23 protein-coding genes and 1 tRNA gene are annotated in these 25,867 nt (G+C 73.3%); 18 read left to right on the forward strand and 6 right to left on the reverse strand.

What is annotated here, in order from left to right; genetic code table 11:
* Positions 1 to 5 precede the first annotated feature (5 nt).
* Entirely contained in the window at positions 6 to 719 is a 714-nt protein-coding gene (gene rnc / locus IF651_RS16615; protein WP_338404027.1) for a ribonuclease III, read from the forward strand.
* Positions 712 to 1,659, forward strand: a complete 948-nt coding sequence (gene mutM, locus IF651_RS16620; protein ID WP_191830240.1) for a bifunctional DNA-formamidopyrimidine glycosylase/DNA-(apurinic or apyrimidinic site) lyase — start codon at positions 712 to 714, stop codon at positions 1,657 to 1,659. The genes rnc and mutM overlap by 8 nt, the downstream gene beginning before the upstream one ends.
* A 39-nt stretch (positions 1,660 to 1,698) precedes the next feature.
* Here mutM and IF651_RS16625 read toward each other — a convergent pair whose 3' ends face one another.
* From IF651_RS16625 to IF651_RS16645, 5 genes are all read right to left on the reverse strand, one after another.
* Positions 1,699 to 2,637 carry an NAD(P)-dependent oxidoreductase gene (locus IF651_RS16625; RefSeq protein ID WP_191830241.1) on the reverse strand — a complete coding sequence of 313 codons (939 nt, stop codon included), beginning with the start codon at positions 2,635 to 2,637 and terminating at the stop codon, positions 1,699 to 1,701.
* Between the two features lie 146 nt (positions 2,638 to 2,783).
* Complete coding sequence (gene cydC, locus IF651_RS16630; protein WP_191830242.1) at positions 2,784 to 4,664, reverse strand: thiol reductant ABC exporter subunit CydC; 1,881 nt, start codon at positions 4,662 to 4,664, stop codon at positions 2,784 to 2,786.
* On the reverse strand, positions 4,661 to 6,403 hold the full coding sequence (cydD, locus tag IF651_RS16635; protein WP_191830243.1) for a thiol reductant ABC exporter subunit CydD: 1,743 nt from the start codon (positions 6,401 to 6,403) through the stop codon (positions 4,661 to 4,663). Before cydD ends, cydC begins: the two co-directional genes overlap by 4 nt.
* Positions 6,400 to 7,518, reverse strand: coding sequence for a cytochrome d ubiquinol oxidase subunit II (cydB, locus tag IF651_RS16640; RefSeq protein ID WP_191830244.1), 1,119 nt, complete (start codon positions 7,516 to 7,518; stop codon positions 6,400 to 6,402). The genes cydD and cydB overlap by 4 nt, the downstream gene beginning before the upstream one ends.
* 29 nt (positions 7,519 to 7,547) lie before the next feature.
* Positions 7,548 to 9,065, reverse strand: a complete 1,518-nt coding sequence (locus IF651_RS16645) for a cytochrome ubiquinol oxidase subunit I (protein ID WP_191830245.1) — start codon at positions 9,063 to 9,065, stop codon at positions 7,548 to 7,550.
* Between the two features lie 513 nt (positions 9,066 to 9,578).
* Here IF651_RS16645 and IF651_RS16650 point away from each other — a divergent pair.
* The 4 genes from IF651_RS16650 (at position 9,579) to IF651_RS16665 (ending at position 15,040) form a co-directional block, all read left to right on the forward strand.
* Positions 9,579 to 13,250 carry an Rne/Rng family ribonuclease gene (locus IF651_RS16650; RefSeq protein WP_338404028.1) on the forward strand — a complete coding sequence of 1,224 codons (3,672 nt, stop codon included), beginning with the start codon at positions 9,579 to 9,581 and terminating at the stop codon, positions 13,248 to 13,250.
* Positions 13,247 to 13,858 (forward strand): GNAT family N-acetyltransferase, encoded by a 612-nt coding sequence (locus tag IF651_RS16655; RefSeq protein ID WP_338404029.1) that lies wholly within the window; start codon positions 13,247 to 13,249, stop codon positions 13,856 to 13,858. The genes IF651_RS16650 and IF651_RS16655 overlap by 4 nt, the downstream gene beginning before the upstream one ends.
* Positions 13,859 to 13,887: 29 nt before the next feature.
* The gene (locus IF651_RS16660) at positions 13,888 to 14,292 is read left to right on the forward strand and encodes a hypothetical protein (RefSeq protein ID WP_191830246.1); all 405 of its coding nucleotides are present in this window, start codon (positions 13,888 to 13,890) and stop codon (positions 14,290 to 14,292) included.
* 73 nt (positions 14,293 to 14,365) lie between these two features.
* Entirely contained in the window at positions 14,366 to 15,040 is a 675-nt protein-coding gene (locus tag IF651_RS16665) for a thymidine kinase (protein WP_191830247.1), read from the forward strand.
* On the opposite strand, the gene IF651_RS16670 is transcribed toward IF651_RS16665, so the two are convergent.
* Entirely contained in the window at positions 14,998 to 15,585 is a 588-nt protein-coding gene (locus IF651_RS16670) for a protein-L-isoaspartate O-methyltransferase family protein (protein ID WP_191830248.1), read from the reverse strand. The two genes, IF651_RS16665 and IF651_RS16670, sit on opposite strands and share 43 nt — an antisense overlap.
* Positions 15,586 to 16,025: 440 nt before the next feature.
* Between IF651_RS16670 and rplU the strand changes: the two genes are divergently transcribed.
* The 12 genes from rplU (at position 16,026) to IF651_RS16730 (ending at position 25,858) form a co-directional block, all read left to right on the forward strand.
* Entirely contained in the window at positions 16,026 to 16,346 is a 321-nt protein-coding gene (gene rplU / locus IF651_RS16675) for a 50S ribosomal protein L21 (protein ID WP_191830249.1), read from the forward strand.
* An 87-nt stretch (positions 16,347 to 16,433) separates the two neighbouring features.
* The gene (gene rpmA, locus IF651_RS16680) at positions 16,434 to 16,691 is read left to right on the forward strand and encodes a 50S ribosomal protein L27 (RefSeq protein ID WP_191830250.1); all 258 of its coding nucleotides are present in this window, start codon (positions 16,434 to 16,436) and stop codon (positions 16,689 to 16,691) included.
* Between the two features lie 112 nt (positions 16,692 to 16,803).
* Positions 16,804 to 18,324: a GTPase ObgE gene (gene obgE / locus IF651_RS16685; RefSeq protein ID WP_191830251.1), complete on the forward strand. Its 1,521-nt coding sequence runs from the start codon at positions 16,804 to 16,806 to the stop codon at positions 18,322 to 18,324.
* A gap of 83 nt (positions 18,325 to 18,407) precedes the next feature.
* Positions 18,408 to 19,535, forward strand: coding sequence for a glutamate 5-kinase (gene proB, locus IF651_RS16690; RefSeq protein WP_191830271.1), 1,128 nt, complete (start codon positions 18,408 to 18,410; stop codon positions 19,533 to 19,535).
* A gap of 156 nt (positions 19,536 to 19,691) precedes the next feature.
* The gene (locus tag IF651_RS16695; RefSeq protein WP_191830252.1) at positions 19,692 to 21,005 is read left to right on the forward strand and encodes a glutamate-5-semialdehyde dehydrogenase; all 1,314 of its coding nucleotides are present in this window, start codon (positions 19,692 to 19,694) and stop codon (positions 21,003 to 21,005) included.
* Positions 21,006 to 21,160: 155 nt separating this feature from the next.
* Positions 21,161 to 21,316 carry a hypothetical protein gene (locus IF651_RS16700; RefSeq protein ID WP_191830253.1) on the forward strand — a complete coding sequence of 52 codons (156 nt, stop codon included), beginning with the start codon at positions 21,161 to 21,163 and terminating at the stop codon, positions 21,314 to 21,316.
* 42 nt (positions 21,317 to 21,358) lie between these two features.
* The gene (gene nadD, locus IF651_RS16705; protein ID WP_191830254.1) at positions 21,359 to 21,964 is read left to right on the forward strand and encodes a nicotinate-nucleotide adenylyltransferase; all 606 of its coding nucleotides are present in this window, start codon (positions 21,359 to 21,361) and stop codon (positions 21,962 to 21,964) included.
* Positions 21,957 to 23,084 carry a hypothetical protein gene (locus IF651_RS16710; protein ID WP_191830255.1) on the forward strand — a complete coding sequence of 376 codons (1,128 nt, stop codon included), beginning with the start codon at positions 21,957 to 21,959 and terminating at the stop codon, positions 23,082 to 23,084. Before nadD ends, IF651_RS16710 begins: the two co-directional genes overlap by 8 nt.
* Before the next feature lie 25 nt (positions 23,085 to 23,109).
* Positions 23,110 to 23,562, forward strand: coding sequence for a ribosome silencing factor (gene rsfS / locus IF651_RS16715; RefSeq protein WP_191830256.1), 453 nt, complete (start codon positions 23,110 to 23,112; stop codon positions 23,560 to 23,562).
* Positions 23,559 to 24,239 (forward strand): histidine phosphatase family protein, encoded by a 681-nt coding sequence (locus IF651_RS16720; protein WP_191830257.1) that lies wholly within the window; start codon positions 23,559 to 23,561, stop codon positions 24,237 to 24,239. The genes rsfS and IF651_RS16720 overlap by 4 nt, the downstream gene beginning before the upstream one ends.
* A 77-nt stretch (positions 24,240 to 24,316) precedes the next feature.
* Positions 24,317 to 24,389 (forward strand) — tRNA-Ala (locus IF651_RS16725).
* 212 nt (positions 24,390 to 24,601) lie between these two features.
* Positions 24,602 to 25,858, forward strand: a complete 1,257-nt coding sequence (locus IF651_RS16730) for an aspartate aminotransferase family protein (protein ID WP_191830258.1) — start codon at positions 24,602 to 24,604, stop codon at positions 25,856 to 25,858.
* The last annotated feature ends 9 nt before the right edge of the window (positions 25,859 to 25,867 follow it).

Below are 25,867 nucleotides of genomic sequence, written 5' to 3' on the forward strand. Positions count from 1 at the left end.
GGCGCGTGGCACCGGCTGCACCGGCAACCGGTCTGCTCGAGAAGCTCGGGGTCCAGCTGGACCCCGAGCTTCTCGTGCTCTCGCTGACACACCGCTCGTTCGCGCACGAGAACGGGGGCATCCCCACCAACGAGCGCCTCGAGTTCCTCGGTGACACGGTGCTCGGCCTCGTCGTGACCGAGACCTTGTACCGGCGGCACCCGGACCACTCCGAGGGCGAGCTCGCCAAGATGCGTGCGGCGACGGTCTCGCAGAAGTCGCTCGCCGTCATCGCGAGGACCCTCGGCCTCGGTCGCTACGTGCTCCTGGGCAAGGGCGAGATCCGCACGCGGGGCAACGACAAGGACTCGATCCTGTCCGACACCGTCGAGTCGGTCATCGGCGCGGTCTACCTCAGCCACGGGCTGGAGGAGGCGCGTGCGCTCGTCCTGCGTCTCGTGGAGCCGCGACTGACGGCGGCGGCCGACCTCGGCGCAGGGCTCGACTGGAAGACGTCCCTCCAGGAGGCGGCCGCGTCCGCCGGGACGGGTGCCCCGGTCTACACGAGCGACGCCGTCGGCCCCGACCACGCCCGCGAGTTCACGTCGTACGTGCACCTGGACGGCCGCCTCTACGGCACGGGGCGGGGAACTGCGAAGAAGTACGCCGAGCAGGAGGCCGCGGAGCGCGCCTACCAGGCGCTCGTGGCCGAACGCGCCGGCGACGACGCGGGTGCCTGAGCTCCCCGAGGTCGAGACCGTCCGGGACGGGCTCGCACGGCACGTGCTCGGCCGCGTCGTCACCGAGGTCGAGGTGCTGCGGGACTACAGCGTGCGTCGTCACGACGGCGGGCCCACCGGTCTCTGCGACCAGCTCCTCGGCCGGCGCCTCGTGGCGGCCGTCCGTCGGGGCAAGTACCTGTGGCTCGTGCTCGACGACGACGCCGCGCTCCTCGCGCACCTCGGCATGTCGGGACAGCTCCTCGTCCGCTCGGGGGACTCCGCGGCCGTGCGGTCGCCGCACCTGCGGGTACGCATCGTCCTGTCTTCCGCCGGCACGGCGGACACGGCAGGCACCGTGCCGGAGCCGGTCCCTGGCCCGCTCGTGATCGACTTCGTCGACCAGCGCACGTTCGGGCACCTGTCCGTCCAGGATCTCGTCCCCACGCCCGACGGCGCCCCCGGCGGACTGGGCTCCGACCTGCCCGCCCTCCCGGTGCCCGTCGTGCATATCGCGCGCGACCTGCTGGACCCGGCGCTACGGATCGAGGACGTCGTCGCGGCGGTCCGCCGCCGGCGCACGGGCATCAAGCGGGCGCTCCTGGACCAGACGGTGACGTCCGGCGTCGGGAACATCTACGCGGACGAGGCGCTGTGGCGCGCGCGGCTGCACTTCGCACGGGCGACCGACACCCTGCGTCGCACCGAGGCGATCCGCCTGCTCGACGCGGCCCGCGAGGTCATGACCGAGGCGCTCTCGCAGGGCGGCACGAGCTTCGACGCGCTCTACGTCGACGTGAACGGGCGGTCGGGCTACTTCTCGCGCTCGCTCGCGGTCTACGGGCAGGAGGGTGAGCCGTGCCCGCGCTGCGGGACACCGGTACGGCGGGACGAGTTCATGAACCGCTCGGCGTACACCTGCCCGCGCTGCCAGCCGCGCCCGCGCAACGGGCGCTGGTAGCGCTCGGAGCCACCTGGCCGATGCGTACCTCGGCCGCGGTCATCGGTCGACGACGTTGCGCAGCGTGCGGCCGGCCCGGAACGCCGCGAGGTTCTCGTTCACGAGGTCCGACGCGCGCTGGGGACGGGTGCCCGCGACGTGCGGGGTGAGGATCAGCCGCGGCGCGGCCCAGAGCGGCGAACCCGCGGGCAGCGGCTCGGTCTCGGTGACGTCGAGCGCGGCGGCTCCGAGCCGACCGGCCCGCAGCGCGCTCGCGAGCGCGTCCTCGTCGACAGTCGACCCGCGCCCGACGTTGACGAACACGGCGTGGTCCGCGAGCTGGTCGATCCGCCGCGCGTCGAACGCGTGACGCGTGCTTTCCGTCGCCGGCAGGAGCGAGACCAGCACGTCGGCCGTGGGCAGCACCGACGCCAGCTCGTCGTCGGTGACGACGGGGAAGCCGTGCCGCTCACCCCGGCTCCCGGCCACCCCCGTGACCTCGGCCCCGAGCGCGGCGAGCAGGGGAGCGAGGCGTGCGGCGATCGAGCCGAAGCCCCAGACCACGACGCGTGCGCCGTCGAGGGTGAAGCGGCCCGACGTCGCGGGGTCCGACTGTCCGGCGACGACGCTCCGGTCCCATCGGTGCTCCCGCTGCGCCGCACCGAGGACGTCGAGACGGCGCACCGCGGCGAGCACGAGCGCCAGGGCGTGCTCGGCGACCGGCCCGTCGTGCAGCGAACGCCCTGAGGTGATCGTGACGTCGGGCGCGAACCCCGCGTCGAGGACCGCGTCCGGCCCGGCCGCGAGGGTCTGCACCCAGCGCACGTCCCGCAGCCGGCGTGCGCAGTCCGCGAGGTTGTCGGGCGAGTTGGCCCAGGCGACGAGCACCTCGGCGTCGAGAGCGCCCTCGGGCAGCGACGCCGCGGCGTCGTACACCACGACCTCGTCGTCGGGCGACCGGACGTCGAGCCCGATCGTGTTGGGGACGAGGATCTTCATGCTGTCTCCAAGCTGCTCGACCACCGGGCCTTCCCGAACCCCGCGAACCTACCAGCGCACCGACCCGCATCCGCGAGATCGACCCGCAGGTCGTGACATCGACCTCCTGAGGGTCGATCTCGGACGTACGGGGCGATCTCGCGGGGTCAGCGCGGGACGGCGTCCTCCTGGGCGAGCGCCCAGCGGTACGCGGGGACGTCGAGTAGTTCTGCATGCGTGCCGCGGGCCACGACGCAGGCGGGGCCGTCCGGGTCACCGGGGGCGTGGCCGAGCAGGACGACCTCGTCGACGTCCTCCAGCGCGCTGAGCCGGTGCGTCGCGACTACGAGACCGCGCTCGGCGCCGTCGGCGGTGCGCGTCGTGGCGACCAGGTGTCGCACGAGCGCGTCGGCGGTGAGCGCGTCCAGGTGCTCGGCCGGCTCGTCGACGAGGAGCAGCGGGGCCGGCGCGAGCAGCGCCCGGGCGACGAGCAGCCGCCGGCGCTCGCCGCCCGAGACGTCGGCGGCGTCCGGCCCGACGAGCGTCTCCACACCGTCGGGCAGCCGGTCGAGCCATCCCTGGAGGCCGACCTCGTGCAGCACGGCCTCGGCCTCGGCAGGCGTGACGTCGCCGCGTGCGACGCGCAGGTTCTCCAGGAGCGTCGTGTCGAACACGTGGCCGTCCTCGGCGACGAGGACGACGCCGCGTGCGGCCGTCTCGCGGGGCAGCGAGCCGACGTCGGTGCCGTCGAGCGTCGCGCTCCCGCCGGCCGGGTGGAGCAGCCCCGCGGCGGTCGCGAGCAGGGTCGTCTTCCCGACGCCGGACGCCCCGACGAGTGCGACGGCCCGCCCCGGCCGGAGAGCGAGGTCCACGCCCGCCACCACGACACGTCCGGTGCCGGGCCAGGCGCAGGCGACGCCGTCGAGCACGAGCGACCTGTCGGCACCTGACGGCCCGGGATCGATCGGAGGCGCTGGTCCGCTGGTGGGGCCGGCGACGTGCCCGGCACGGGGCGACCTGCCACGGTGCTGGGTCGAGGACACCTCCAGGAGGGACATGACGCGGCGTGCCGCCTGCCGCGAGCGGTGGAGCTGGACCGCGGCGCCCGGCAGCGCGTTCGCGGCCTCGAACACCGCGAGCGGTGTGAGCACGACGACACTCAGCTCCTCGGGCGTGAGCGCGCCCGACGCGAGGGCGGGCAGCCCGAGCAGCAGCGACGCGAGCACGGCGAGCCCGACGGCGCCAGCGCCGATCCCGGCAGAGACACCCGCGGTCCGGGCCCCGTCGTCGCGCGATCGTGCCAGGTCCCGGTCCGCGGTGCGCAGGTCGTCGAACCGTGCGGGCAGCCTCCCGGAGACGGCGAGCGGACCCGAGTCCTCGAGAATCTCGAGCGTCGTGGCGGTCATCGCGGCGCGCGCGACCGACCCACGCTCCTCGATCCCGCGCGCGGCCCGCGCGGACAACCACGGCGCGACGACGGCCGTGAGCACGAGGCACAGCGCGAGCGCCACGCCCGCCGCCGGGAGGAACGCCCCCACCAGCAGCACCGAGCCCGCCGAGACGCCGAGGGCGATGCCGGCCGGGACGAGCGCCCGCACGACGACGTCCCCGACGTCGTCGACGTCGGACCCGACCCGGGCGAGCAGGTCACCGCGCCGCAACCGCACGAGCGCGGCGGGCGACCCGGTGGCGAGAGCCTCGTACAGGTTGGCGCGCAGGGATGCCATGCCGCGCAGTGCGACGTCGTGCGACGCGAGTCGTTCGAGGTAGCGGAACACGCCGCGGGAGATCCCGAACGCGCGCACGCCGACCACGGCGACGGAGAGCGTGAGGACGGGCGGCATCTGCGACGCGCGCGCGATGAGCCAGGCCGCGACCGCGGCGAGACCCACCGAGCTGCCGAGGGCGAGCGTGCCCAGGACGACCGCCCGCAGGACGCGGCTCCAACGCACGTCGAGCAGACGCACGGCCTGCCACAACGGATCGGCGGCGACCCGTTCGCGGGCTCCGACGCGACCGCGACGGTCCGGCCCGGTGGTCCGGCTCATGCGCTCACCGGTGCCTTCGACCCCGCGCCCGGCGTCGCGGTCGAGGCCGACGTCACCTCGACGACCAGGTCGGCGACGCGGACCAACGAGGCGCGGTGGGCGACGACGACCACCGTCCGGCCCTGGTCGCGCCACGCGCGCACGGCGTCGAGCACCACCTGCTCGCCGCGGGCGTCGAGGTGGGCGGTCGGCTCGTCGAGGACGACGAGCGGGACCTCGGCGGGGTCGCCGAGCAGCGCGGCGGTGAGCGCCGCACGCTGGCGCTGGCCGACGCTCAGGCCGGCCCCGCCACGTCCCACCGGGGTGGCCCAGCCGTCCGGCAGGGTCGCGACGACGTCGTCGAGCCCCGTGGTCCGTGCTGCCCGGGCGACGGCCGCAGGGTCGACGTCCGCACCGTCCGTCACCGCCTCGTGCAGGGTCCCCGGCGTCAGGGCCGGACGCTGGGGGAGCCAGGCCACCTGCGGCCAGAAGGTCGAGAGGTCGACGTCCGCGAGGGGGACGGTCTCGCCGTCCGGCGTCGTCCACGTGACGCGGCCGTGCTCCGGCACGACCAGTCCGAGCAGGACGAGGGTCGCCGTCGTCTTCCCGCCCCCGCTCGCCCCGGTGAGCGCGACGACGCGACCTGTCGCGACCCGGCCCGCTCGCGCGGGTGGTCCGACCGGGAGGACGAGGTCGAGGCCGGCGGGAGCGAGCACGTCGCGGTCACCCGCGCGCACGCCCACCCCGTGCAGCGTGAGGGTCGACCCGGCGAGACGCGGTGCGTGCCGCCGGCCCGCCTCGGGCACGGCCTCGTCGAGGACCTCGAACGCCTGCTGCGCGGCCGCGACCCCGTTCGTCGAGGCGTGGAAGTGCATCCCGACCTGACGCAGCGGCAGGTACACCTCGGGGGCGAGGACGAGCACCGCGATGGCGGGCTCGAGGTCCATGCCGCCGTGCACGAGCCGCAGCCCCACCCCGACGGCGACGATCGCGACGGACAGGGTCGTGAGCAGCTCGAGGACCATGCCGGACAGGAACGCGACGCGCAGCGTGCCCATGGTCGCCCGACGGTTCGCCTCGCCCAGCGCACGCACGCGCTCCTCGGGCCCGCGGGCACGACCGAACGCGAGGAGCGTGGGCAGGCCCGCGAGCAGGTCCAGCACCTGCGAGCCGAGCCGTTGCACGACGACCAGTCGGCGCTCGGAGGTCCCGGCCGTGAGCTGGCCGACGAGGACCATGAACAACGGGACCAGCGGGATGGTGACCGCGATGACGACCGCCGAGACCCAGTCCAGCCCGAGCACGACGGCGAGCGCGGCGGGTGTGACGGTCGCCGCGAGCAGCAGCTGCGGGAGGTAGCGGACCAGGTACGGCTCGAGGTCGTCCAGTCCTCTGGTCGCGAGGGTCGCCACGGCGGGGCCGCGACCGCTCGTGAGCCACCGGGGTCCGAGCGCCGTCGCGTGGACGACGACCTGCTCGCGGAGCTCGGCGACCGTCCTCGCAGCGGCGCGCAGCGCGAAGCGCTCCTGCGCCCAGGCCGTCGCGGCCCGAGCGGCGACGACCGCGGCGAGCAGGCCGACCGGGCCCGCGACGTCGGGCAGCGTGGCCGTGCCCTGGATCGCGGGCGCGAGGATCGCAGCGAGCAGGACCGCCTGCGCGACCACGAGCCCCGCGGTCGCGAACCCGAGCGTGGCGGTGAGGACGACGTACCCCCGCGCTGCGCGCGCCTGGCGCAGGAGCCGCGGGTCGAGCGGCCTCACGCGTCGGGTGCCCGGTCGTCGCCCGAGGTCAGGTCGCGGCCGGCGGCGCCGCCCGACGACGCCCCGCCGAACGCCGCCTCGCGGACCTTCGTGAGCGACAGCCCGGCCGGGGCCGGGATGTCCCTGGTCGACAGGCGACGGCGGAAGACCCAGTACGTCCAGGACTGGTACGCGATGACGAGCGGTGTGAGGATCACGGCCACCCAGGTCATGACGGTGAGCGTGTAGTCCGTCGACGACGCGTTGTGGATCGTGAGCGAGTTGGCCGGGTCGGTCGCGGGCATGACGTCGGGGTACATCGACCCGAAGATCAGGACCACGGCGGCCACGATCGTCAGCGCGGAGGCGCCGAAAGCCCGGCCCTCGCGACCGCGGGAGTTCGCGACCAGCGCGGCCACGAGGCCGCCCGCCGCCGCGATGACGGCGAGCCACGTCCACGGGGCGGAGTAGGCGAGCTGGGCCCATACCGCCCAGCCACCCGCGAGCACCAGGGCGGCGACGCCGAAGACGGTCGCCTGCCGCCGGGCCCGGTGGCGGATCTCGCCGTCGGTCTTGAGCGCGACGAACACCGTGCCGTGCAGGAGGAACAGGCTCAGCGTGACGAGCCCGCCCAGGAGCGCGAACGGCGAGAGCAGGGAGAAGAACCCGCCGACGAACTGGTGGTCCGTGTCGAGGTCGACCCCGCGCACGAGGTTGGCGAACGCGACGCCCCACAGGACGGCCGGCACCCAGGAGCCCACCTGGATCGCGACGTCGCAGCGCCGGGCCCACTGTGGGTCGGAGATCTTGCCGCGGTACTCGAACGCGACGCCGCGCACGATGAGCGCGAGCAGGATCAGCAGCAGGGGCAGGTAGAAGCCCGAGAAGAGGGTCGCGTACCACTCGGGGAACGCGGCGAAGGTCGCGCCGCCGGCCGTGAGCAGCCACACCTCGTTGCCGTCCCAGACGGGGCCGATGGTGTTGATCAGGACGCGGCGCTCCTTCTCCCGGTGCTCCTTGGCGCCGCGGGGGAGGATCGACAGGAGCATCCCGACCCCGAAGTCGAAGCCCTCGAGGACGAGGTAGCCGGTCCACAGGACCGCGATGAGCAGGAACCAGACGACGGCGAGATCCACGGTGGGCGTCCTATCGGGTCGGCGGCGTGTCAGTACGCGAAGGAGAGCGGGCGGTCGGCCTGGTCGGGGTCGTCGTCACCGGGCGGCTCCTGCGCCTCGGGCGACTCGTCCCGAACCGACAGCGGGACACCTTCGACGGCGTAGCGGCGCATGAGGGTGAACCACACCGCGGCCAGCGCGCCGTACAGGAGCGTGAACGCGATCATCGAGGTGAGCACCACGCCGGGGCCGACGACCTCGGAGACGCCGCGTTCCGTGAGCAGGCGGATCTGGTCGATCCCGGTGGGGTTCGGAGCGACGACCCAGGGCTGGCGGCCCATCTCGGTGAAGATCCACCCGAACGAGTTGGCGAGGAAGGGCATGGGGATCGCGACGAGCGCGAGCCGCGAGAACCACACCTTGTCCGTGACACGGCCGCGTCGGGTGAGCCACAGTGCGGCGAGCGACAGGGCGATCGACCCCGCGGCCATCCCGATCATGAGGCGGAACGACCAGTAGGTCATCGCGAGGTTCGGGGTGTACGTGACCGGGTCGCCGGCGAGCGTCACGTCGCCGTAGCGCTCGGTGTACTCCTGCTGCACGTCCTCGACCCCGGGCAGGTAGCTCTCGGGCCCCGAGAAGTGGCCGGTGCCGAGGTAGCTCGTGAGCCCGGGGATCTCGATGACGTGGTTCACGCCCTCGCACGAGTTGGACAGGTCCCCGATCGTGAGGATCGAGAAGGGTGCCGACTCCGTGCCCTCGCACAGCGCCTCCGCGGACGCCATCTTGCCCGGTTGCTGCTGGTACATGATCTTGCCCTGGACGTCTCCGGTGACCGCGACCCCGATCCCGCCGACGAGCATCGCGACGACGCCGAGCAGGACCGCCGGCCGGTAGACGTGGCGCGCGAGCTCGACCTTCTCGGCCTCGCGCGTGCGGACCAGCCGGACCATCCACCACGACGCGATGCCCGCGACGAAGGTGCCGGCCGTGAGGAACGTGGCGGTGATCTGGTGGGGGAACGCGGCGAGCAGCGTGTTGTTGCTCAGCACCGCCCAGATGTCGGTCATCTCCGCGCGCCCGGTCTCGGGGTTGTACTCCGCACCGACCGGGTGCTGCATCCACGAGTTGGCGGCGAGGATGAAGAACGCCGAGGCGTTCGTCGCGATGGCGACGGCCCAGATGCACGCGAGGTGGACCTTTTTGCTGAGCCGGTCCCAGCCGAAGATCCACAGGCCGAGGAACGTGGACTCGATGAAGAACGCCGCGAGGGCCTCCATCGCGAGGGGTGCGCCGAAGACGTCACCGACGAAGCGCGAGTACTCGCTCCAGTTCATGCCGAACTGGAACTCCTGCACGATCCCGGTCACGACGCCGAGCGCGAAGTTGATGAGCAGCAGCTTGCCGAAGAACTTGGTCAGCCGCAGCCAGCGCTCGTTGCCGGTGCGGACCCATGCGGTCTGCATGATCGCGACGAGGGGCGAGAGCCCGATCGTCAGCGGCACGAAGATGAAGTGGTAGACGGTCGTGATGGCGAACTGCCACCGGGCGAGCTCCAGGGCTTCCACGTGCGCTCCTCGGGGGCCGGCAGGGTCGGGACGGACGACGGCGGGCGGTGGGCACGGGAGTACGTGTCCCCCGTCCGACGGTAGGCCCAATCTGCCGTATCGGCGAGGCGCCCGTGGACCGGGAGCGGCGGAAAACCGCCGCTTGTGAGGTTATTCACAAGTGTTCCGACCCGGCGAGGGCGGCCGGTGGGGCGGGTCCGGCGACCGGGACCCCGACGCGTGTCGATCGGGTCGACCTGCGCCCCTGTGCGATACTGGTGCGACCTGGCGGGCACCGCATCGCTCGCCGGTGAACACAGCTCGCAGCCACCGCGGACCGCGGCAGCCGGCGCGCCGCCCCGGGCACGAAGGGACCGGTCGGCAGGCGCCCGTGCCGTCCAAGCGCGCAGCAGCTGTGACCGACGACTTCCGTCGCCGGACGACGCGCTGCGGTGCGCTCGTCGCGAGCGACGACCGACCGCCCCGAGGGGCCGCACGGTGCGGGGCGGCTCCTGTGGCACAGGAGCACGACGCGTGACGCTCGACAACACTTCCGACAACACGTCCGCCGCACCCTCGGAAGAGGGCGAGACGACTTCCGGCTCGTCCTCAGGGGCGCGCAAGACTGCGCGCCGCCGCGCGACGCGCACCGCGGCACCTCCCCAGCCGGTGGTGCTGCCCGGGGTCGTCGACCCCGCCGGCACGGCGCAGCCCGACGGGCCGGTCGCCCCGGCCGCGGCACCCGAGGCGCAGAGCGCGAACCCCCCGGCCGACGAGCCCGCGGCGGCGAGCAAGCCTCGTCGCGCACGGCGCAGCACCCGCTCGTCCGGGACGGCGACGGGCGAGGCGTCCGGCGACGCACCCTCCGGCGACACACCCTCTGGCGACACACCCTCTGGCGACGCACCAGCCGGCGCTGCACCGACCGGCGGGGAGCCGGCCGAGGCGCCGAGCGATGCGCGCCCCGCTCTCGACGTGCTCTCCGAGCTCGGCCGTCGCGACGAGGCGCCGTCGTCGACGAAGGCTCGCAGGTCGCGGGCGAAGTCGGTCGCGCTGGACCCGGACGCCTTGCTGGCCGGGGCGGAGGCCGCTCGGCGTGGACAGGCGACCGCTACGGGCGCAGCGTCGACCGACTCCGCCGAGAAGCCGGAGGACGCGAGCGCCGCCGACGTTCCGGCCCCCAAGAAGCCGCGCGCACGACGCACGACCCGCCGCTCGGCCGAGGCACCTGCTGAGGTGCCGGCCGAGGTGGCCGTCCCGGGCGAGACCCCGGAGGAGCCGGACCAGGTGACGTCCGAGCCCGCGACGGACTCCGCCACCGCACCGAAGAGGCGGGCGGCGTCGACCCGTGCCGGAGCCAAGGGCTCGCGGACGTCGAAGAGCGCGACGACGGAGCCCGCCGACGAGCCGGCGAAGGCCGACAAGCGGGAGCGGACCTCGAAGGCGAAGGCACCCGCGGCGGATCAGCGCACCGACGCGTCCGCCGCGGTCGAGCCCGGTGACAAGCCGGCGTCCACGTCGGGGTCACCCCGGCTCGCGACGACGGCGCTGCTCTTCCAGGCTCCCGATCCCGCGAAGGCCCCGCGGCGCCCTCGCCGTGCCCAGAGCCCTGCGGGCCCGCCGCGCCACGCCGAGCCCACGGACGCCCCGGAGCAGGTCCCGGCCGCGTCCGACCCGGCGCCGGAGCCGACGACCGCGGCGACGGCGACCGAGCGGCCCGCACGGTCCTCGTCCCAGAAGAGCACGGGGACGCGGGCGCGCCGCGGGAAGGCCGGCCGCGCGGCGGGCGCTCCCCAGGAGAGGGCACCCCAGCAGGGACAGCCTCAGGAGAGCGCGCCTCAGGGCAGCACGCCCCGGGAGAGCACGCCTCGGGCGAGCGAACCGAACGACGTGTCGACGCAGGACGCGCCGCTGACGGGCACCGACCTCGCTGCTGCCGAAGAGGTCGAGCTCATCGAGTCCGAGCTGGTCGCCGAGGGCGTCTCGCTCGCGGGCACCACGTTCGGTGCGCAGGACTTCGCGCCGGACGAGTCAGGATCCGATCTCGGGACCGAGGCGACGGACTCCGTCGACATCGGTGCGGAGGCCGACGAGGACACCGAGGACACCGAGGACGACGGCGCGCAGCGTCGCCGTCGCCGTCGTCGCGGCGGGCGTGGCCGACGCGGTCGCAACGGTGAGCCCGGTCCGGCCGCCGAGGACGCCTCGGCGAACCAGGGGGACGGGCAGCCGAGCACGACGGCGGACACCGCCGACGAGTCCGCCGAGACGTCCTCCGAGGAGGATGCGGGCGCCTCGACCGGGAGCGACGAGGACGGTGAGGACGGCGGATCGAGCCGTCGCCGCCGGCGTCGTCGGCGCGGGGGGCGCAGCGAGGGCGGCGACACCCGTGGCCGGTCGCGCGAGCGCACGGCCTCGGACGAGGTCACGGCGCTCAAGGGGTCGACGCGTCTCGAGGCCAAGCGCCAGCGTCGCCGTGAAGGCCGCGACGCAGGGCGCCGCCGTCAGATCATCTCCGAGGCGGAGTTCCTCGCGCGCCGCGAGGCCGTCGAGCGGGCGATGGTCGTGCGCGAGCAGGACGGGCGCACGCAGATCGCGGTGCTCGAGGACGGGGTGCTCGTCGAGCACTACGTGTCCCAGCAGTCGCAGGTGTCGATGGCGGGCAACGTCTACCTCGGTCGCGTGCAGAACGTGCTGCCGAGCATGGAGGCCGCGTTCGTCGACATCGGCAAGGGCCGCAACGCCGTGCTGTACGCCGGCGAGGTGAACTGGGACGCTGCGGGTCTCCAGGGCCAGCCGCGCCGCATCGAGGACGCGTTGTCGTCCGGCGACCCCGTCCTCGTGCAGGTCACGAAGGACCCGATCGGGCACAAGGGCGCGCGCCTGACCGCACAGGTCACGCTCGCCGGCCGCTACCTCGTGCTCGTCCCGGGCGGCGGCATGACAGGCATCAGCCGCAAGCTCCCGGACACCGAGCGCAACCGGCTGAAGAAGATCCTCAAGGAGGTCGTGCCCGACGGCGCGGGCGTCATCGTCCGCACCGCGGCCGAGGGTGCGAGCGAGGACGAGCTGCGGGCCGACGTCGAGCGCCTGCGCGGTCAGTGGGAGGCCATCGAGACCAAGGCGAAGAAGTCGTCCAGCGCACCGGTGCTGCTCCAGGGCGAGCCGGACCTCGCGATCCGTGTCGTCCGCGACATCTTCAACGACGACTTCAGCTCGTTGGTCGTCGAGGGCGGCGATGCGTGGAGCGAGATCTCCTCGTACGTCGAAGAGCTCGCCCCGGACCTGCGCGAGCGCGTGTCCAAGTGGACCGGTACCCAGGACGTGTTCACCGTCCACCGCGTGGACGAGCAGCTCGCCAAGGGCATGGACCGCAAGGTCTGGCTGCCGTCAGGTGGGTCGCTCGTCATCGACCGCACCGAGGCGATGACGGTCGTGGACGTCAACACGGGCAAGTTCACGGGCTCGGGCGGGACGCTCGAGGAGACCGTCACGCGCAACAACCTCGAGGCGGCCGAGGAGATCGTCCGCCAGCTGCGGCTGCGCGACATCGGCGGCATCATCGTCATCGACTTCATCGACATGGTGCTCGAGTCGAACCGCGACCTCGTGCTGCGGCGCCTGGTCGAGTGCCTGGGCCGGGACCGGACCAAGCACCAGGTGGCCGAGGTCACCTCGCTCGGACTGGTCCAGATGACGCGCAAGCGCGTCGGGCAGGGACTCGTCGAGGCGTTCAGCTCGACCTGCGAGCACTGCCACGGCCGTGGCTTCGTCGTGCACGCCGACCCGGTCGAGAAGAACGGCGGCGGCAACGGCCACCAGCACGGTGCGTCGACCGGGGACGACTCCGGCGACGGCTCGCGCCGCACGCGCCGCAAGCGCGGCGGGTCCGGCTCGGCCTCAGGTTCCACGGAGCCCGCTGCTCAGCCGCACGCTCCCGTCCCGGTCCTGCCCGAGGTCACGTCCGAGGCGCGTGCCGCAGTCAAGGCGACGCTCGCGACGATCGCGGCAGCGGCCGCGCACGCCCACGAGCACGGCGAGCACGCGGACGGCAACGAGAGCTCCGACCACGCCGGGCAGGACGAGAGCTCCGCGTCGGCCGCGACGACGGTCGACGCGGACGCCGCGTCGGCCGACGCCGGGACGACGGAGACCTCCGAGCCGGCAGCCGGCAGCACGAACCCGGAGGTCGAGGCGCAGCAGTGACCTCGTCCGACGTGCCGACGTACGGCGCGGGCGGTTCCGGCGGCAACGTCACGTTGCGGGGATGGCGGGCGCAGGACCTCGCGGACTTCCGGGACTGGCTGCGCCCGCACCACGAGTGGCACCGGTGGGACGGTCCGTACTACCCGGTGCCCGACGACGCGCAGGCGGACGCCCTCGTCGCCCGCCTGCGCACGTCGTCGTCGGTCGAGGCCGCGCACCCGCAGGGGCTCTCGGACGACGGCCTGCCACCTCGCCGCGTCGTCGTGGCCGACGCCGAGGACCGACTGGTCGGGACCTGTTCGTGGTCCTGGGAGTCGGCCGAGTCGCAGTGGGCGCGGATCGGCGTGGGGATCTATCCGACCCACCGTCGCGGACAGGGGCTGGGTCGCGAGGCCGTCCGTCTCTGGGTGGACCAGCTGTTCGCGACGACGTCCTGGGTACGCCTGGACTTCGCGACCTGGTCGGGCAACGCCGCGATGCTGGGCGTCGGGAGATCTCTCGGCTTCGTCGAGGAAGCTCGGTTCCGCCGCGCGCGCGTCGTCGACGGGACGCGTTACGACTCGGTGGTCATGGGCGTGCTGCGCGAGGAGTGGACGCACCCGCGCTGACATCGGCCCGGAGCACTATCCTCGGCCGGGTGACCATGGACCTCCCGACCGGACCCCAGCCAGTGCAGTTCGTCGTCTCGATCGGCAACGTCCACGCGACGCCGCAGTACGTGGTGACCCCGAGCGGGTCCTGGCCGCTCGGGGAGGTCAACGTGTCCGCCACCGATCAGACGCACGTGACGACGCACACGCCGACCTGGGCGATCGTCCTCTGCCTGATCTTCGTCTGGTTCTTCCTGCTGAGCCTGCTGTTCCTGCTGGCGAAGGAGACCCGGGTCTCGGGTTTCGTGACCGTCGGGGTCGCTGCCCGCAACGGTCAGGCGCACGTCGAGAACATCCCGGTGATGAACGACGTGCAGCGGGCGGACGTGTTCCACCGCGTGGGCTATCTCCAGTCGCTCGTCGGCCAGGCCCGCTGGCTGCAGGGGCGGTAGGCGTGCGGCCGGAGCTCGTGCCGGGGGACGGGCACGACCGCGTGCGCGAGCCGGCGCCGAGGCCCGCAGGACCATGACGGCGCGAGGGCGGCTCGAGGTGGTCGCCGGCCCGATGTTCGCGGGCAAGACGGAGGAGCTGCTCCGGCGTGTCCGTGCCGCCCGGACCGACGGCCGGCGCGTCGAGGTCGTCACGCACGTGCTCGACACTCGTCGCGGGACCGGACAGGTCAGCACCCACACGGGGGCCGCGGTTCCTGCACGCACCGTCCGCGACGCTGCCGACCTCGCGGGCGCCGTCACCCGCGCCGTCGGCGACGGGCGTCCGCCGGTCGAGCTACTCGCCGTGGACGAGGCGCACTTCTTCGGCGACGCGCTGGTCGACGTCGTCCAGCGCATCGCCGACGTGGGGGTGGTCGTGGTCGTCGCGGGCCTGTCGGTGACGTTCGACGCTCGCCCGTTCCCGCCGCTGCCCGAGCTCGCGTCGCTCGCGGAGCGGGTGGACCACCTCACCGCTGCGTGCGCGGTCTGCGGCGCGGACGCGGCCTTCCACGTGCGTCTCGTGCCCGACGGTCTGCCCGACGCCGTGGTCGACGACCCGCCGCTCGCGCCGGGAGACGCGCTCGCGCCCGTCGCCGCGCACGTCGGCGGGGCGGAGTCCTACGAGGCCCGGTGCCGCGAGCACCTGCCGACGGCGCCGTGGCGCACTCAGCCCTGGGGCGGGTCCTCGACGAGCGGCACGAACGTGTAGCTCCCGTGCTCGGTCGTGCGTACCGAACCGTCCGGGTCCCGCACGACGAGGACCATCGTGTGGCGGACCGGCACGACCATGCGCCCGCCAGGAGCGACCTGGTCCACGAGGGACGTGGGCAGCGCGGACGCGGAGGCGGACACGAGCACGCGGTCGAACACCTGGCCGGGCACGCCGAGAGCACCCGGCTCGGCCGTCCCGACCGTGGCCCACGGCGTGCGGCCCGACGCGCGCACGCTCGCCGCAGCACGTGCGGCGAGGTCGGCGTGACGCTCGAGTGCCACCACCTGCCCCGTGGGCCCGACGAGACGGGCGAGGAGCGCTGTCGTCCAGCCGGACCCTGCACCGACGTCGAGCACCCGCGAGCCGGGCGGCACGTCGAGGAGCCGGAGCATCGCCGCGACGGTCGAGGGCTGGGAGTTCGTCTGGCCGTGACCGATCGTGAGCGGCCTGTCGTCCGCGGCCCAACGACGCTGGTCCCGCGGCAGGAAGTGGCGCCGATCGACCCGTCGCATCACCTCGGCGACCCGGTCGGTCCCGGCCATGGCGACCACCTCCGACCTCTCAGCGTAGGCGGACCGGCGCCACCGGGCGGTCCGCCCCGGCGGGTGAGCAGCTCATGGAGGTCATGGTCCTGTCAGGGCGCTCGCGCTGCCGGTGGCCACGCGGGCCCAGGATGCCTCGGAGGGTGACACGACGGGTTCGTCTCCGTCGTCGAGAACCTGCCTGCCCCGAAGCCGCTGCCGATGCGCTCGTCCCGGCACCACCCGCCGGCCTGAGGCCGCGCTGGGCTTCCGGGTCCCGCCCGCATGCGGGCAGGCGGAGCGCATTTGACCTGCTCCTCGCCGGTCCGTAGTCTTGAACGTCGGCGCGTCATCGGCGCGCCGGTCCCGTGTGCCCACGGACGTTTCGCACTCGCACGCCGCGGCGTGGTCGGAGTTCCCCAAGACGTCTCGCCGTGACGAGCACGCCAAGACTAGGAGAGATGAGCAGCAACGTGGTGTACGCGATCGTCAAGGCCGGTGGCCGCCAGGAGAAGGTCTCTGTCGGCGATATCGTCGTGGTGGACCGGGTGTCCGCCAAGGTCGGTGAGTCCCTGCAGCTGCCCGCTCTCCTGCTGGTGGACGGGGAGAAGGTGACCACCGACGCGGCGAAGCTCGCCAAGGTCAAGGTCACCGCCGAGGTCGTGCGGGACGAGAAGGGTCCGAAGATCACGATCCTGCGGTACAAGAACAAGACCGGCTACCGCCGCCGCCAGGGTCACCGCCAGTACCTGACCCGCCTCAAGGTCACCGGCATCAAGTGATCCTCCGCGGCAGGCGGCGCGGACCACGGTCCCGCTGAACGCCTGTCGCCCCGGCACCCTCCTCCTCAGCACGAAAGCAGGTTCGTCATGGCACACAAGAAGGGCGCGAGCTCCTCGCGCAACGGTCGCGACTCGAACGCCCAGCGTCTGGGCGTCAAGCGCTTCGGCGGTCAGGTCGTCAAGTCGGGCGAGATCATCGTCCGCCAGCGCGGCACGCACTTCCACCCCGGTGACAACGTCGGCCGCGGCAACGACGACACGCTGTTCGCCCTGGCCGCCGGTGCGGTCCAGTTCGGCACGCGTCGCGGTCGCAAGGTCATCGACGTCGTCGCCGTCGAGGGCTGAGCAGCACCCAGCAGCTTTGTCGCAGGAGGGGCGCACCGACGCGGTGCGCCCCTCCTGCTGTTCGTCCCCGGTTCGGCCACCACGGTCCGCGCCCCTGCGAGAGGATCAGACCATGGCCACGTTCGTCGATCGCGTCGTCCTGCACGTCTCCGGCGGGAACGGTGGCAACGGCTGCGCGTCGGTCCGCCGGGAGAAGTTCAAGCCGCTCGCCGGGCCCGACGGGGGCAACGGCGGTGACGGCGGGACCGTCCGTCTCGTCGTCGACCCCCAGACCACCACGCTGCTCGACTACCACCACTCGCCGCACCGCCACGCGACGTCGGGCACCCAGGGCATGGGTGACGACCGCGACGGCGCCAACGGCGGCGACCTGGTGCTGCGCGTCCCCGACGGGACCGTCGTCAAGACGACGGACGGGAAGGTCCTCGCGGACCTCGTGGGGCCGGGCGCGGAGTACGTGGCGGCCGAGGGTGGTCGCGGCGGGCTCGGCAACGCCGCGCTGTCGTCGCCTCGGCGCAAGGCGCCGGGGTTCGCGCTGCTCGGAGAGCCGGGGTACGAGCGCGACCTGGTCCTCGAGGTCAAGACGATCGCCGACGTCGCGCTCGTGGGCTACCCGAGCGCCGGCAAGTCGTCCCTCGTCGCGTCGATCTCCGCGGCCAAGCCCAAGATCGCCGACTACCCGTTCACCACGCTGGTACCCAACCTCGGTGTGGTGCAGGCAGGCTCGGCCCGCTTCACCGTCGCGGACGTGCCCGGCCTGATCCCCGGGGCGAGCGAGGGCAAGGGTCTCGGCCTGGAGTTCCTGCGCCACATCGAGCGCACCGCGGTGATCGTGCACGTGCTGGACTGCGCGACGCTCGAGCCGGACCGGGACCCGATCAGCGACCTCGACGTGCTCGAGGGCGAGCTCGCGTCCTACGCGGGGGACCTCGAGATCGAGGGCGGCCGGGTGCCGCTCATGGAACGACCTCGCATCGTCGTGCTCAACAAGATCGACGTCCCCGAGGCGCGGGATCTCGCCGACCTGGTCAAGCCCGACCTCGAGGCGCGGGGGCTGCGTGTGCTCGAGATCTCGGCCGCGAGCCACGAGGGGCTGCGCCAGCTCACGTTCGCGCTCGGCGAGCTGGTGGAGAAGGCCCGCGCCGAGGCCCCGGCACCCGAGCCCGCACGCGTCGTGCTGCGGCCACGGGCCGTGGACGAGGCCGGCTTCACGGTGGCGCGCAAGGGCGGGGCGACGGACTTCTGGTTCCAGGTGCGCGGCGCCAAGCCCGAGCGCTGGGTCCGCCAGACCGACTTCACCAACGACGAGGCCGTCGGCTACCTGGCCGACCGGCTCGCGCGGCTCGGCGTCGAGGAGCGGCTGCTCAAGGCGGGCGCGGTCGCGGGCGACGAGGTGCGGATCGGTACCGACACCGACGCGGTCGTGTTCGACTGGGAGCCCACGCTGATGACGGGTGCCGAGCTGCTCGGCGGCCCGCGCGGCTCCGACCTGCGGCTCGAGGAGAGTCTGCGCCCGACGCGGTCGGACAAGCGACGCGAGCACCACGAGCGCATGGACGCCAAGGCCGAGGCGCGCCGCGAGCTGTGGACCGAGCGCGAGGCGGGCACGTGGACCGATCCCGAGGCGGACTGACCAGCAGCACGTCACAGCTCGTGCTCGGCGTGGAACCGGCAGCGGCGCCGCTCCGGAACCGCGATGATGGGGGAGTGAACGCGCTGTCCTCCCGCTCGCAGATCGCCACCGCGCACCGCGTCGTCGTCAAGATCGGGTCGTCGTCCCTCACCGGGGCGGACGGCCACCTCGACCTCGCCGCGCTGCGCGCGCTCGTCGACGTCCTCGCCGCGCGCCGTGCCGCGGGCGGGCAGGTCGTGCTGGTCACCTCCGGCGCGATCGCGGCGGGACTCGGCCCGCTCGGCCTCACGGCCCGGCCCCGCGACCTGGCGACCGCGCAGGCGACGGCTTCGGTCGGCCAGGGCATGCTCGTGGCCCGCTACACGGAAGCGTTCGCGACGCACGGCCTGCGGGTCGGCCAGGTGCTGCTGACCGCGGAGGACACGGTGCGCCGCGGCCACTACCGCAACGCCCAGCGCTCGCTCGAGCGGCTGCTGGACCTCGGCGTCGTGCCCGTCGTCAACGAGAACGACGCCGTGGCGACCGACGAGATCCGGTTCGGCGACAACGACCGTCTCGCCGCCCTCGTCTCCCACCTCGTGCGCGCCGACGCGATGGTCCTGCTGACCGACGTCGACGGCCTGTACGACGGTCCACCCTCGCGCCCCGGCACGCAGCGCATCGCCGAGGTGCACTCCCCGGCCGACATCGAGGGGATCGAGGTCACGGGACGGGGGAGCGCGGTCGGGACGGGTGGCATGCTCACCAAGATCGAGTCCGTGTCGATCGCGACCGGGACGGGCATCCCCGTCGTCCTGACCACGGCGCAGAACGCCGCCTCCGCGCTCGCCGGCGACGCGGTCGGTACCTGGTTCGCGGCCACCGGCAGGCGGACCACGCGGCGTCGGCTGTGGCTCGCGCACGCCGCGCGCACGCGAGGTCGCCTCGTGCTGGACGACGGCGCGGTGCGAGCCGTGCAGGGCGGGCGAGCGTCCCTCCTGCCCGCGGGCGTCACCGCCGTGGAGGGAGAGTTCGACGCGGGCGACCCGGTCGAGCTCGTGACGCGCGACGGGCACGTCGTGGCCCGCGGCCTCGTGGCGTTCGAGTCGCGCGACATCCCGGACCTGCTGGGCCGCACGACGAGCGCCTTGCGTGACGACCTGGGCGCAGGCTACGACCGCGAGATCGTCCACCGCGACGACCTGGTCCTGACCACCCCCGGGCGCGCCTGAGGCGACGTCGTCCCCGCCCCCGACCCACGGTCGGACGGCGGGTCCCTGCCGGCGAGGAGAGGATCTGGGTTCGTCCGGGCCGTCGCACGGACCGGCACCACCTTCTCGGCGGCAGCGGGGAAGGGGGAGGGGCCCGGGTCGACGTAGGGTTGGGGCATGGCCATCACTGCTGACTCGTCCGTAGGTCTCGTGGACGCCCGGGGCGCCGACGTGGTCGACGCCGTGGAGGACGTCGCGCGGCGCGCCAAGATCGCCTCGCGCGCGCTCGCGACAGCGAGCCGGTCGACCAAGGATGCCGCGCTCGGCGCGCTCGCCGACGCGCTCGTGGCCGCGACGGACGAGATCGTCGCCGCGAACGCGCTCGACCTCGACCGCGGCCGGACGAACGGCATGGCACCCGGTCTGCTCGACCGGCTCGCGCTGACCCCCGAGCGCATCGTCGCGATCGCCGACGCGCTGCGCGAGCTCGCGGGTCTGCCGGACCCGGTGGGTGAGGTCGTGCGGGGCTCGACGCTGCCCAACGGCCTGCGGCTGCGTCAGCTCCGGGTGCCGATGGGTGTCGTCGGGATGATCTACGAGGCACGCCCGAACGTCACGGTCGACGCCGCCGGGCTGGCGCTCAAGAGCGGCAACGCGGTGGTCCTGCGTGGCGGGTCGGCCGCGGCGTCGTCGAACGAGGTGGTCGTCGCGGTGCTCGCCCGCGCGCTCGAGACGCAGGGCCTTCCCGGTGACCTCGTGCAGTCGATCGACGCGTGGGGCCGCCCCGGCGCCGTCGCGCTCATGCACGCCCGCGGACTGGTCGACGTGCTCGTGCCGCGCGGCGGCGCCGACCTGATCCGCACGGTCGTGCGCGAGTCGACCGTGCCCGTCATCGAGACGGGTGTGGGCAACGTCCACGTGTACGTCGACGCGAGCGCCGACCCGGCCATGGCGCTCGAGATCCTGCTCAACTCCAAGACGCAGCGCGTCGGGGTGTGCAACGCCGCCGAGACGCTCCTCGTGCACACCGACGCCGCCGCCGACTTCCTCCCGACGGCGCTCGCCGCCCTGGGCGAGGCGGGCGTCGTCGTGCACGGGGACGAGGCCACGGCCGCGCTCGCGCCCGACGGGCTCGAGGTGCTCGCGGCGACGGACGAGGACTGGGCGACCGAGTACCTCGCTGCCGAGATCGCGGTACGGGTCGTGGCCGACCTGGACGCGGCGATCGAGCACGTGCGCGAGTGGACCTCGGGGCACACCGAGGCGATCGTGACGCGCGACCTGCAGGCGTCGCAACGGTTCGTCGCCGAGCTGGACTCGGCAGCGATCATGGTCAACGCCTCGACGCGCTTCACCGACGGCGGCCAGCTCGGGCTGGGGGCGGAGATCGGCATCTCCACCCAGAAGCTGCACGCGCGCGGACCGATGGGTCTCGCGGAGCTGACGACCACGAAGTGGGTCGTGCACGGGGACGGTCACGTTCGTCCTTGACGGGCCTCGTGCCCGGAACTACCTGCTACCGGCCGGACCGGGAGAGGGCGGGGCCGTGAGAGACTGGTCCGCGACCGGGGTACCGGTCGCACCACCCGATCCGTCCGGGCCGTCGTCGGCGGCCCACCAACGATTCTACCTTCGAGGAGGACGTCGTGATCTCTGCCGTCGTGCAGGCTGCCGAGGAGGGCAGCGAGATCGTGAACGAGCTGCCCATCCCGCCCCTCGCCTTCGGGCTGCTCGCCTTCGGCGCGCTCGTGTCCCTGCTGCTCGTGACGTACGCGTTCCGCAGCATCGGCACACGGCACTGATACCGGGCCCGGACCGGAGCCGCCGCCACCCATGAGCGACCGATGACCTCGCGCAGACCCCGGCTCGGGGTGATGGGCGGCACGTTCGACCCCATCCACCACGGGCACCTCGTCGCCGCGAGCGAGGCCGCCGCGCGGTTCGAGCTGGACGAGGTCGTCTTCGTCCCGACGGGGCGGCCCACGTTCAAGCAGCACCAGCGCGTCAGCCCGGCGGAGCACCGCTACCTCATGACAGTCATCGCGACGGCGTCCAACCCCCGGTTCACGGTGAGCCGGGTGGATGTGGACAGGCCCGGCCTGACCTATACGGTGGACACCTTGCGCGAGCTGCGCGAGGCGCGACCGGGGACCGACCTCTACTTCATCACCGGCGCGGACGCGATCGAGCAGATCCTGACCTGGAAGGATGCCGACGAGCTGTGGAAGATGGCACACTTCGTCGCAGTCTCGCGCCCGGGTCACCGCCTGAGCGCCGAGGGTCTTCCTCCCGGCGTGGTCAGCATGCTGGAGGTCCCCGCCCTGGCCATCTCGTCGACGGACTGTCGTCGTCGGGCCGAGGCCGGCCAGCCGGTGTGGTACCTGGTACCGGACGGCGTGGTCCAGCACATCGCCAAGTACGGTTTGTATCGAGGTCAGCACGATGAGTGACAACGGCAGCAACGGGCAGCCTGTCCGACCCCTCACGCGGCGGGAGATCCGCGAGCGCGAGCAGGCCGAGGCGGCCCGGCGGGCGGAGCGGTCCGACGTCGACGGGGGCGGGCCCCGTCCGCCGCGCACCCCGCAGCCGGCCGCGGCTCCGCCGCCGTCGCGGCGGTCGCTGCGTGAGACGTCGGGCGCGACCCAGTACCCGTCGCAACCGTCGGTCGTCCGTCCGCCCTCCACGTCGGGGGGCATGCGCGGTCTCGACGAGACCGGCAGGCTGACCCCGGTCCAGGAGACCGCCGAGCGCGTGACGATCCGGCCCCCGTCGCCCCCGGCACAGCCGCCGACGCGCACCAGCTCACGACCGGTCCGTGCGCCGGGAGCCTCCGGTCCGACTCCCGCCCCGGGCGCATCCGCACCGACCCGGGCGCCGGGCAGCTCGGGCGTGACGCGTGCTCCCGGCTCCTCTGGCGTCACGCGCGCCCCCGGCGCCTCGGGCCCGGTGCGACCGCCCACGCCGGTCCGCGGCGGAGCTCCCGTCGCGCGGGTGAGCACGCGTGGCGCGGGAGTGCAGGGCATGTTCGACCACGCGGCCGGTCTCGGTGCGCCCGCCCCGACGTCGACGCCTGCCCGGCCGGCGGCCGAGCCGGCGGTCGAGACCGCAGGCCCGCAACGGGAGTCGACCAGCACACCGGAGCGCCGCCCGGCCACGGCGCAGCCGTCGTCCGACCAGCGCACGGCGTCGGCGCCGGCCGCGGCCCTCCCGTGGTCCGCGATCACCGCGGGCGGCGCGCCCGAGCGTGCCACGTCCCCGACGCAGGCTCCGCTCGGCCACGTCGGCGACTCCGCCGGGTCGCCGGCACCGGACGACCTCTTCCCGCGTGTGCACGCCGATCGCGGGTCGCGCGCTGCCGAGGCGCCCGACGACGACGACCCCACCGACGCGCGCGGTCCGTCGTACACCTGGTTGCACTACCTGATCCTCGTCGCCGTGGCATTCGTGCTCGGCCTGCTCGTGTGGGAGCTCATCTCGAGCGACGACGCCGGCTCGTCGACCGCTGGCGTGCACGTGATCGTCGACCAGGTGGCGGACGCCACCCCAGGAACCTCAGGGACCGGTCGCTGAGCGGCCCTCCCACGAACGGAGACTTGTGACTGCAACAGATCGGGCCGTCGAGCTCGCGATCATCGCGGCCCGCGCTGCGTCGGAGCGCAAGGCGGAGGAGATCATCGCCCTCGACGTGAGCGAACAGCTCGTCCTCACGGACGTGTTCCTCATCGCCTCGGGCACGAACGAGCGCCAGGTCTCGGGGATCGTCGACGCCGTCGAGGAAGCGCTCTTCGTGGCAGGCTCCAAGCCGATCCGCCGTGAGGGCAAGCGAGAGGCCCGCTGGGTCCTGCTCGACTTCGGGGACATCGTCGTGCACGTCCAGCACGCCGAGGACCGCGTCTACTACGCGCTCGAGCGGCTGTGGAAGGACTGCCCGGTCCTCGACCTGCCGGAGGACGCGCGCGGTGGTGACGGCACCACCGGGTCCGACGACGGCGAGCCGGGCTCCGACGACGACGGCGCGATCCGCCTCTCGGGAGAGCCGCTCGCGTGAGTGCGGGGACCCTCGTGCTCCTGCGGCACGGTCGCACGGCCTACAACGCGTCCCTGCGCCTGCAGGGGCAGGTCGACATCGCCCTGGACGGGGTCGGCCAGTGGCAGGCCGAGCACGGTGCGAAGGCGCTCGCGAGCGCGCACCGCGCGACGCGGGTGGTCTCGTCGGACCTCCAGCGCGCGGCCGTGACGGCCGGCGCCTACGGCGCGGTCGTCGGTGCGGACGTGGTGCTCGACGAACGGCTGCGCGAGCGCGGGTTCGGTGCGTGGGAAGGGCTGACGAGCGACGAGATCGCCGCCCGGTGGCCCGACGAGCACGCGGCGTGGCGCCGGGGCGACGAGCCGACCCGTGCCGGCGCGGAGACGAAGACGGCCGTCGGGGCGCGGATGCTCGAGGCGATCACGGAGCACGCCGAGCCGTTGGCAAGCGAGGACACGCTCGTGGTCGTCTCGCACGGTGCTGCGATCACGCTGGCCGTGACCGCCCTGCTCGGGATCGACCCCGCCGGCTGGCGCGGGATCTCGGGCCTGCACAACGTGCACTGGTCCCACCTGCACCGTTCCGGACCACGCTCGACACCGGCGTGGCGGCTCGTCGCGCACAACGTCGGGGCGGGCTTCCCGATCGACGAGTGGAACGCGGGACCGGATTGGAACTTGGAGCCCACATCTGCGTAGACTAGCGACGCTCCGCAGGGCAGGGATCCGCAGGATCCTGCTGTCGCGGAGTGTCTGACCTGGGTCTTTCGACCCACGGGGCTGTGGCGCAGCTGGTAGCGCACCTGCATGGCATGCAGGGGGTCAGGGGTTCGAGTCCCCTCAGCTCCACCGACGTTGCATCACGAAGGACCGTCTCTCGTCGAGAGGCGGTCCTTCGTGGTCTCACCGAGGCCCAGGGTCGGTGCGGAGCGCGACGTGCCGCAGGATCCGCGACGCGCGCTCGGTCCGATCCTCGCAGGTGAGGTCGATCACATCTCCCTGCGCTCCGTCCGGGGCCCGTCCCGCTTGACGCGCCGACCACGACCCCCTACGAATGGTGGATGGAGGTCTTCACGCAGTGGGAATCTGAGATCCGCGGCTACAGCCGTACGTACCCGACGGTGTTCGCGTCGGCATCGAACGCGCGGCAGGTGGACGAGTCAGGCAAGAGCTACATCGACTTCTTCGCAGGGGCCGGGGTGCTGAACTTCGGCCACAACAATCCCCGCATGAAGCGGGCCATGATCGACTTCCTCGAGGCCGACGGCGTCGCGCACAGCCTCGACATGGCCACGACGACCAAGCGGGACTTCATCACCGCGTTCGTCGAGACCGTGCTGCAGCCACGGGACATGACGATGAAGCTGCAGTTCATGGGACCGACCGGGACCAACGCGGTCGAGGCAGCGCTCAAGCTGGCCCGGCGCGTCACGGGTCGGCGCGACGTCGTCGCGTTCTCCCACGGGTTCCACGGCATGACGCTGGGCTCGCTCGCCCTCACCGCCAACGACGCCTTCCGCCGGGCGGCAGGGGTGCCGCTCGAGAACGTGGTCCGGCTGCCCTTCGAGACGGCGCCCGGAGGTGGGCTCAAGGCGCTCGAGGACTACCGCGCAGCGCTCTCCGACGTCTCGAGCGGACATCTCCCGCCGGCGGCCTTCGTCGTCGAGGTGATCCAGGCCGAGGGCGGGGTGAACGTGGCGACCGCCGAGTGGTTGCACGCCGTGCAGCAGCTCGCGCACGACTACGGAGCCCTGTTCGTCATCGACGAGATCCAGGTCGGCTGTGGTCGGACCGGGAGCTACTTCAGCTTCGACGGCATGGGTCTCGACCCGGACATCGTGTGTCTCGCCAAGGGCATCGGCGGCTACGGGACGCCGCTGGCCATGAACCTCGTCAAGCCGGAGCACGACGCCCACTGGAAGCCGGGCGAGCACACCGGGACGTTCCGTGGCCAGGGTCTGTCGTTCGTCGCGGGCCGCGAGGCGCTGACCTACTTCCACGACGACGAGCTGATGACGCAGGTGCGCACCAAGGGTGAGCGCATCGCGAGCGTGCTGAAGTCCGTCGCGGACGAGACCGACCGCGGGTTCGACGTCCGCGGCCGCGGCATGATCTGGGGACTCGACGTCGGCGACGGTGCGATCGCGAAGGCCGCGACGGCGACGTGCTTCGACAACGGCATGCTCATCGGTCCGTGCGGCAGCGGCGGCCGCGTGCTCAAGCTCATCCCGCCCCTGACCATCCCCGACGACGACCTGGAGGAGGGGCTGCAGATCCTGACCGAGGCGGTTCGTGGGACGACGCGTCGCACGGTCTGACCCACCCAG

It is taken from the genome of Cellulosimicrobium arenosum, assembly GCF_014837295.1.
GTDB lineage: Bacteria > Actinomycetota > Actinomycetes > Actinomycetales > Cellulomonadaceae > Cellulosimicrobium > Cellulosimicrobium arenosum.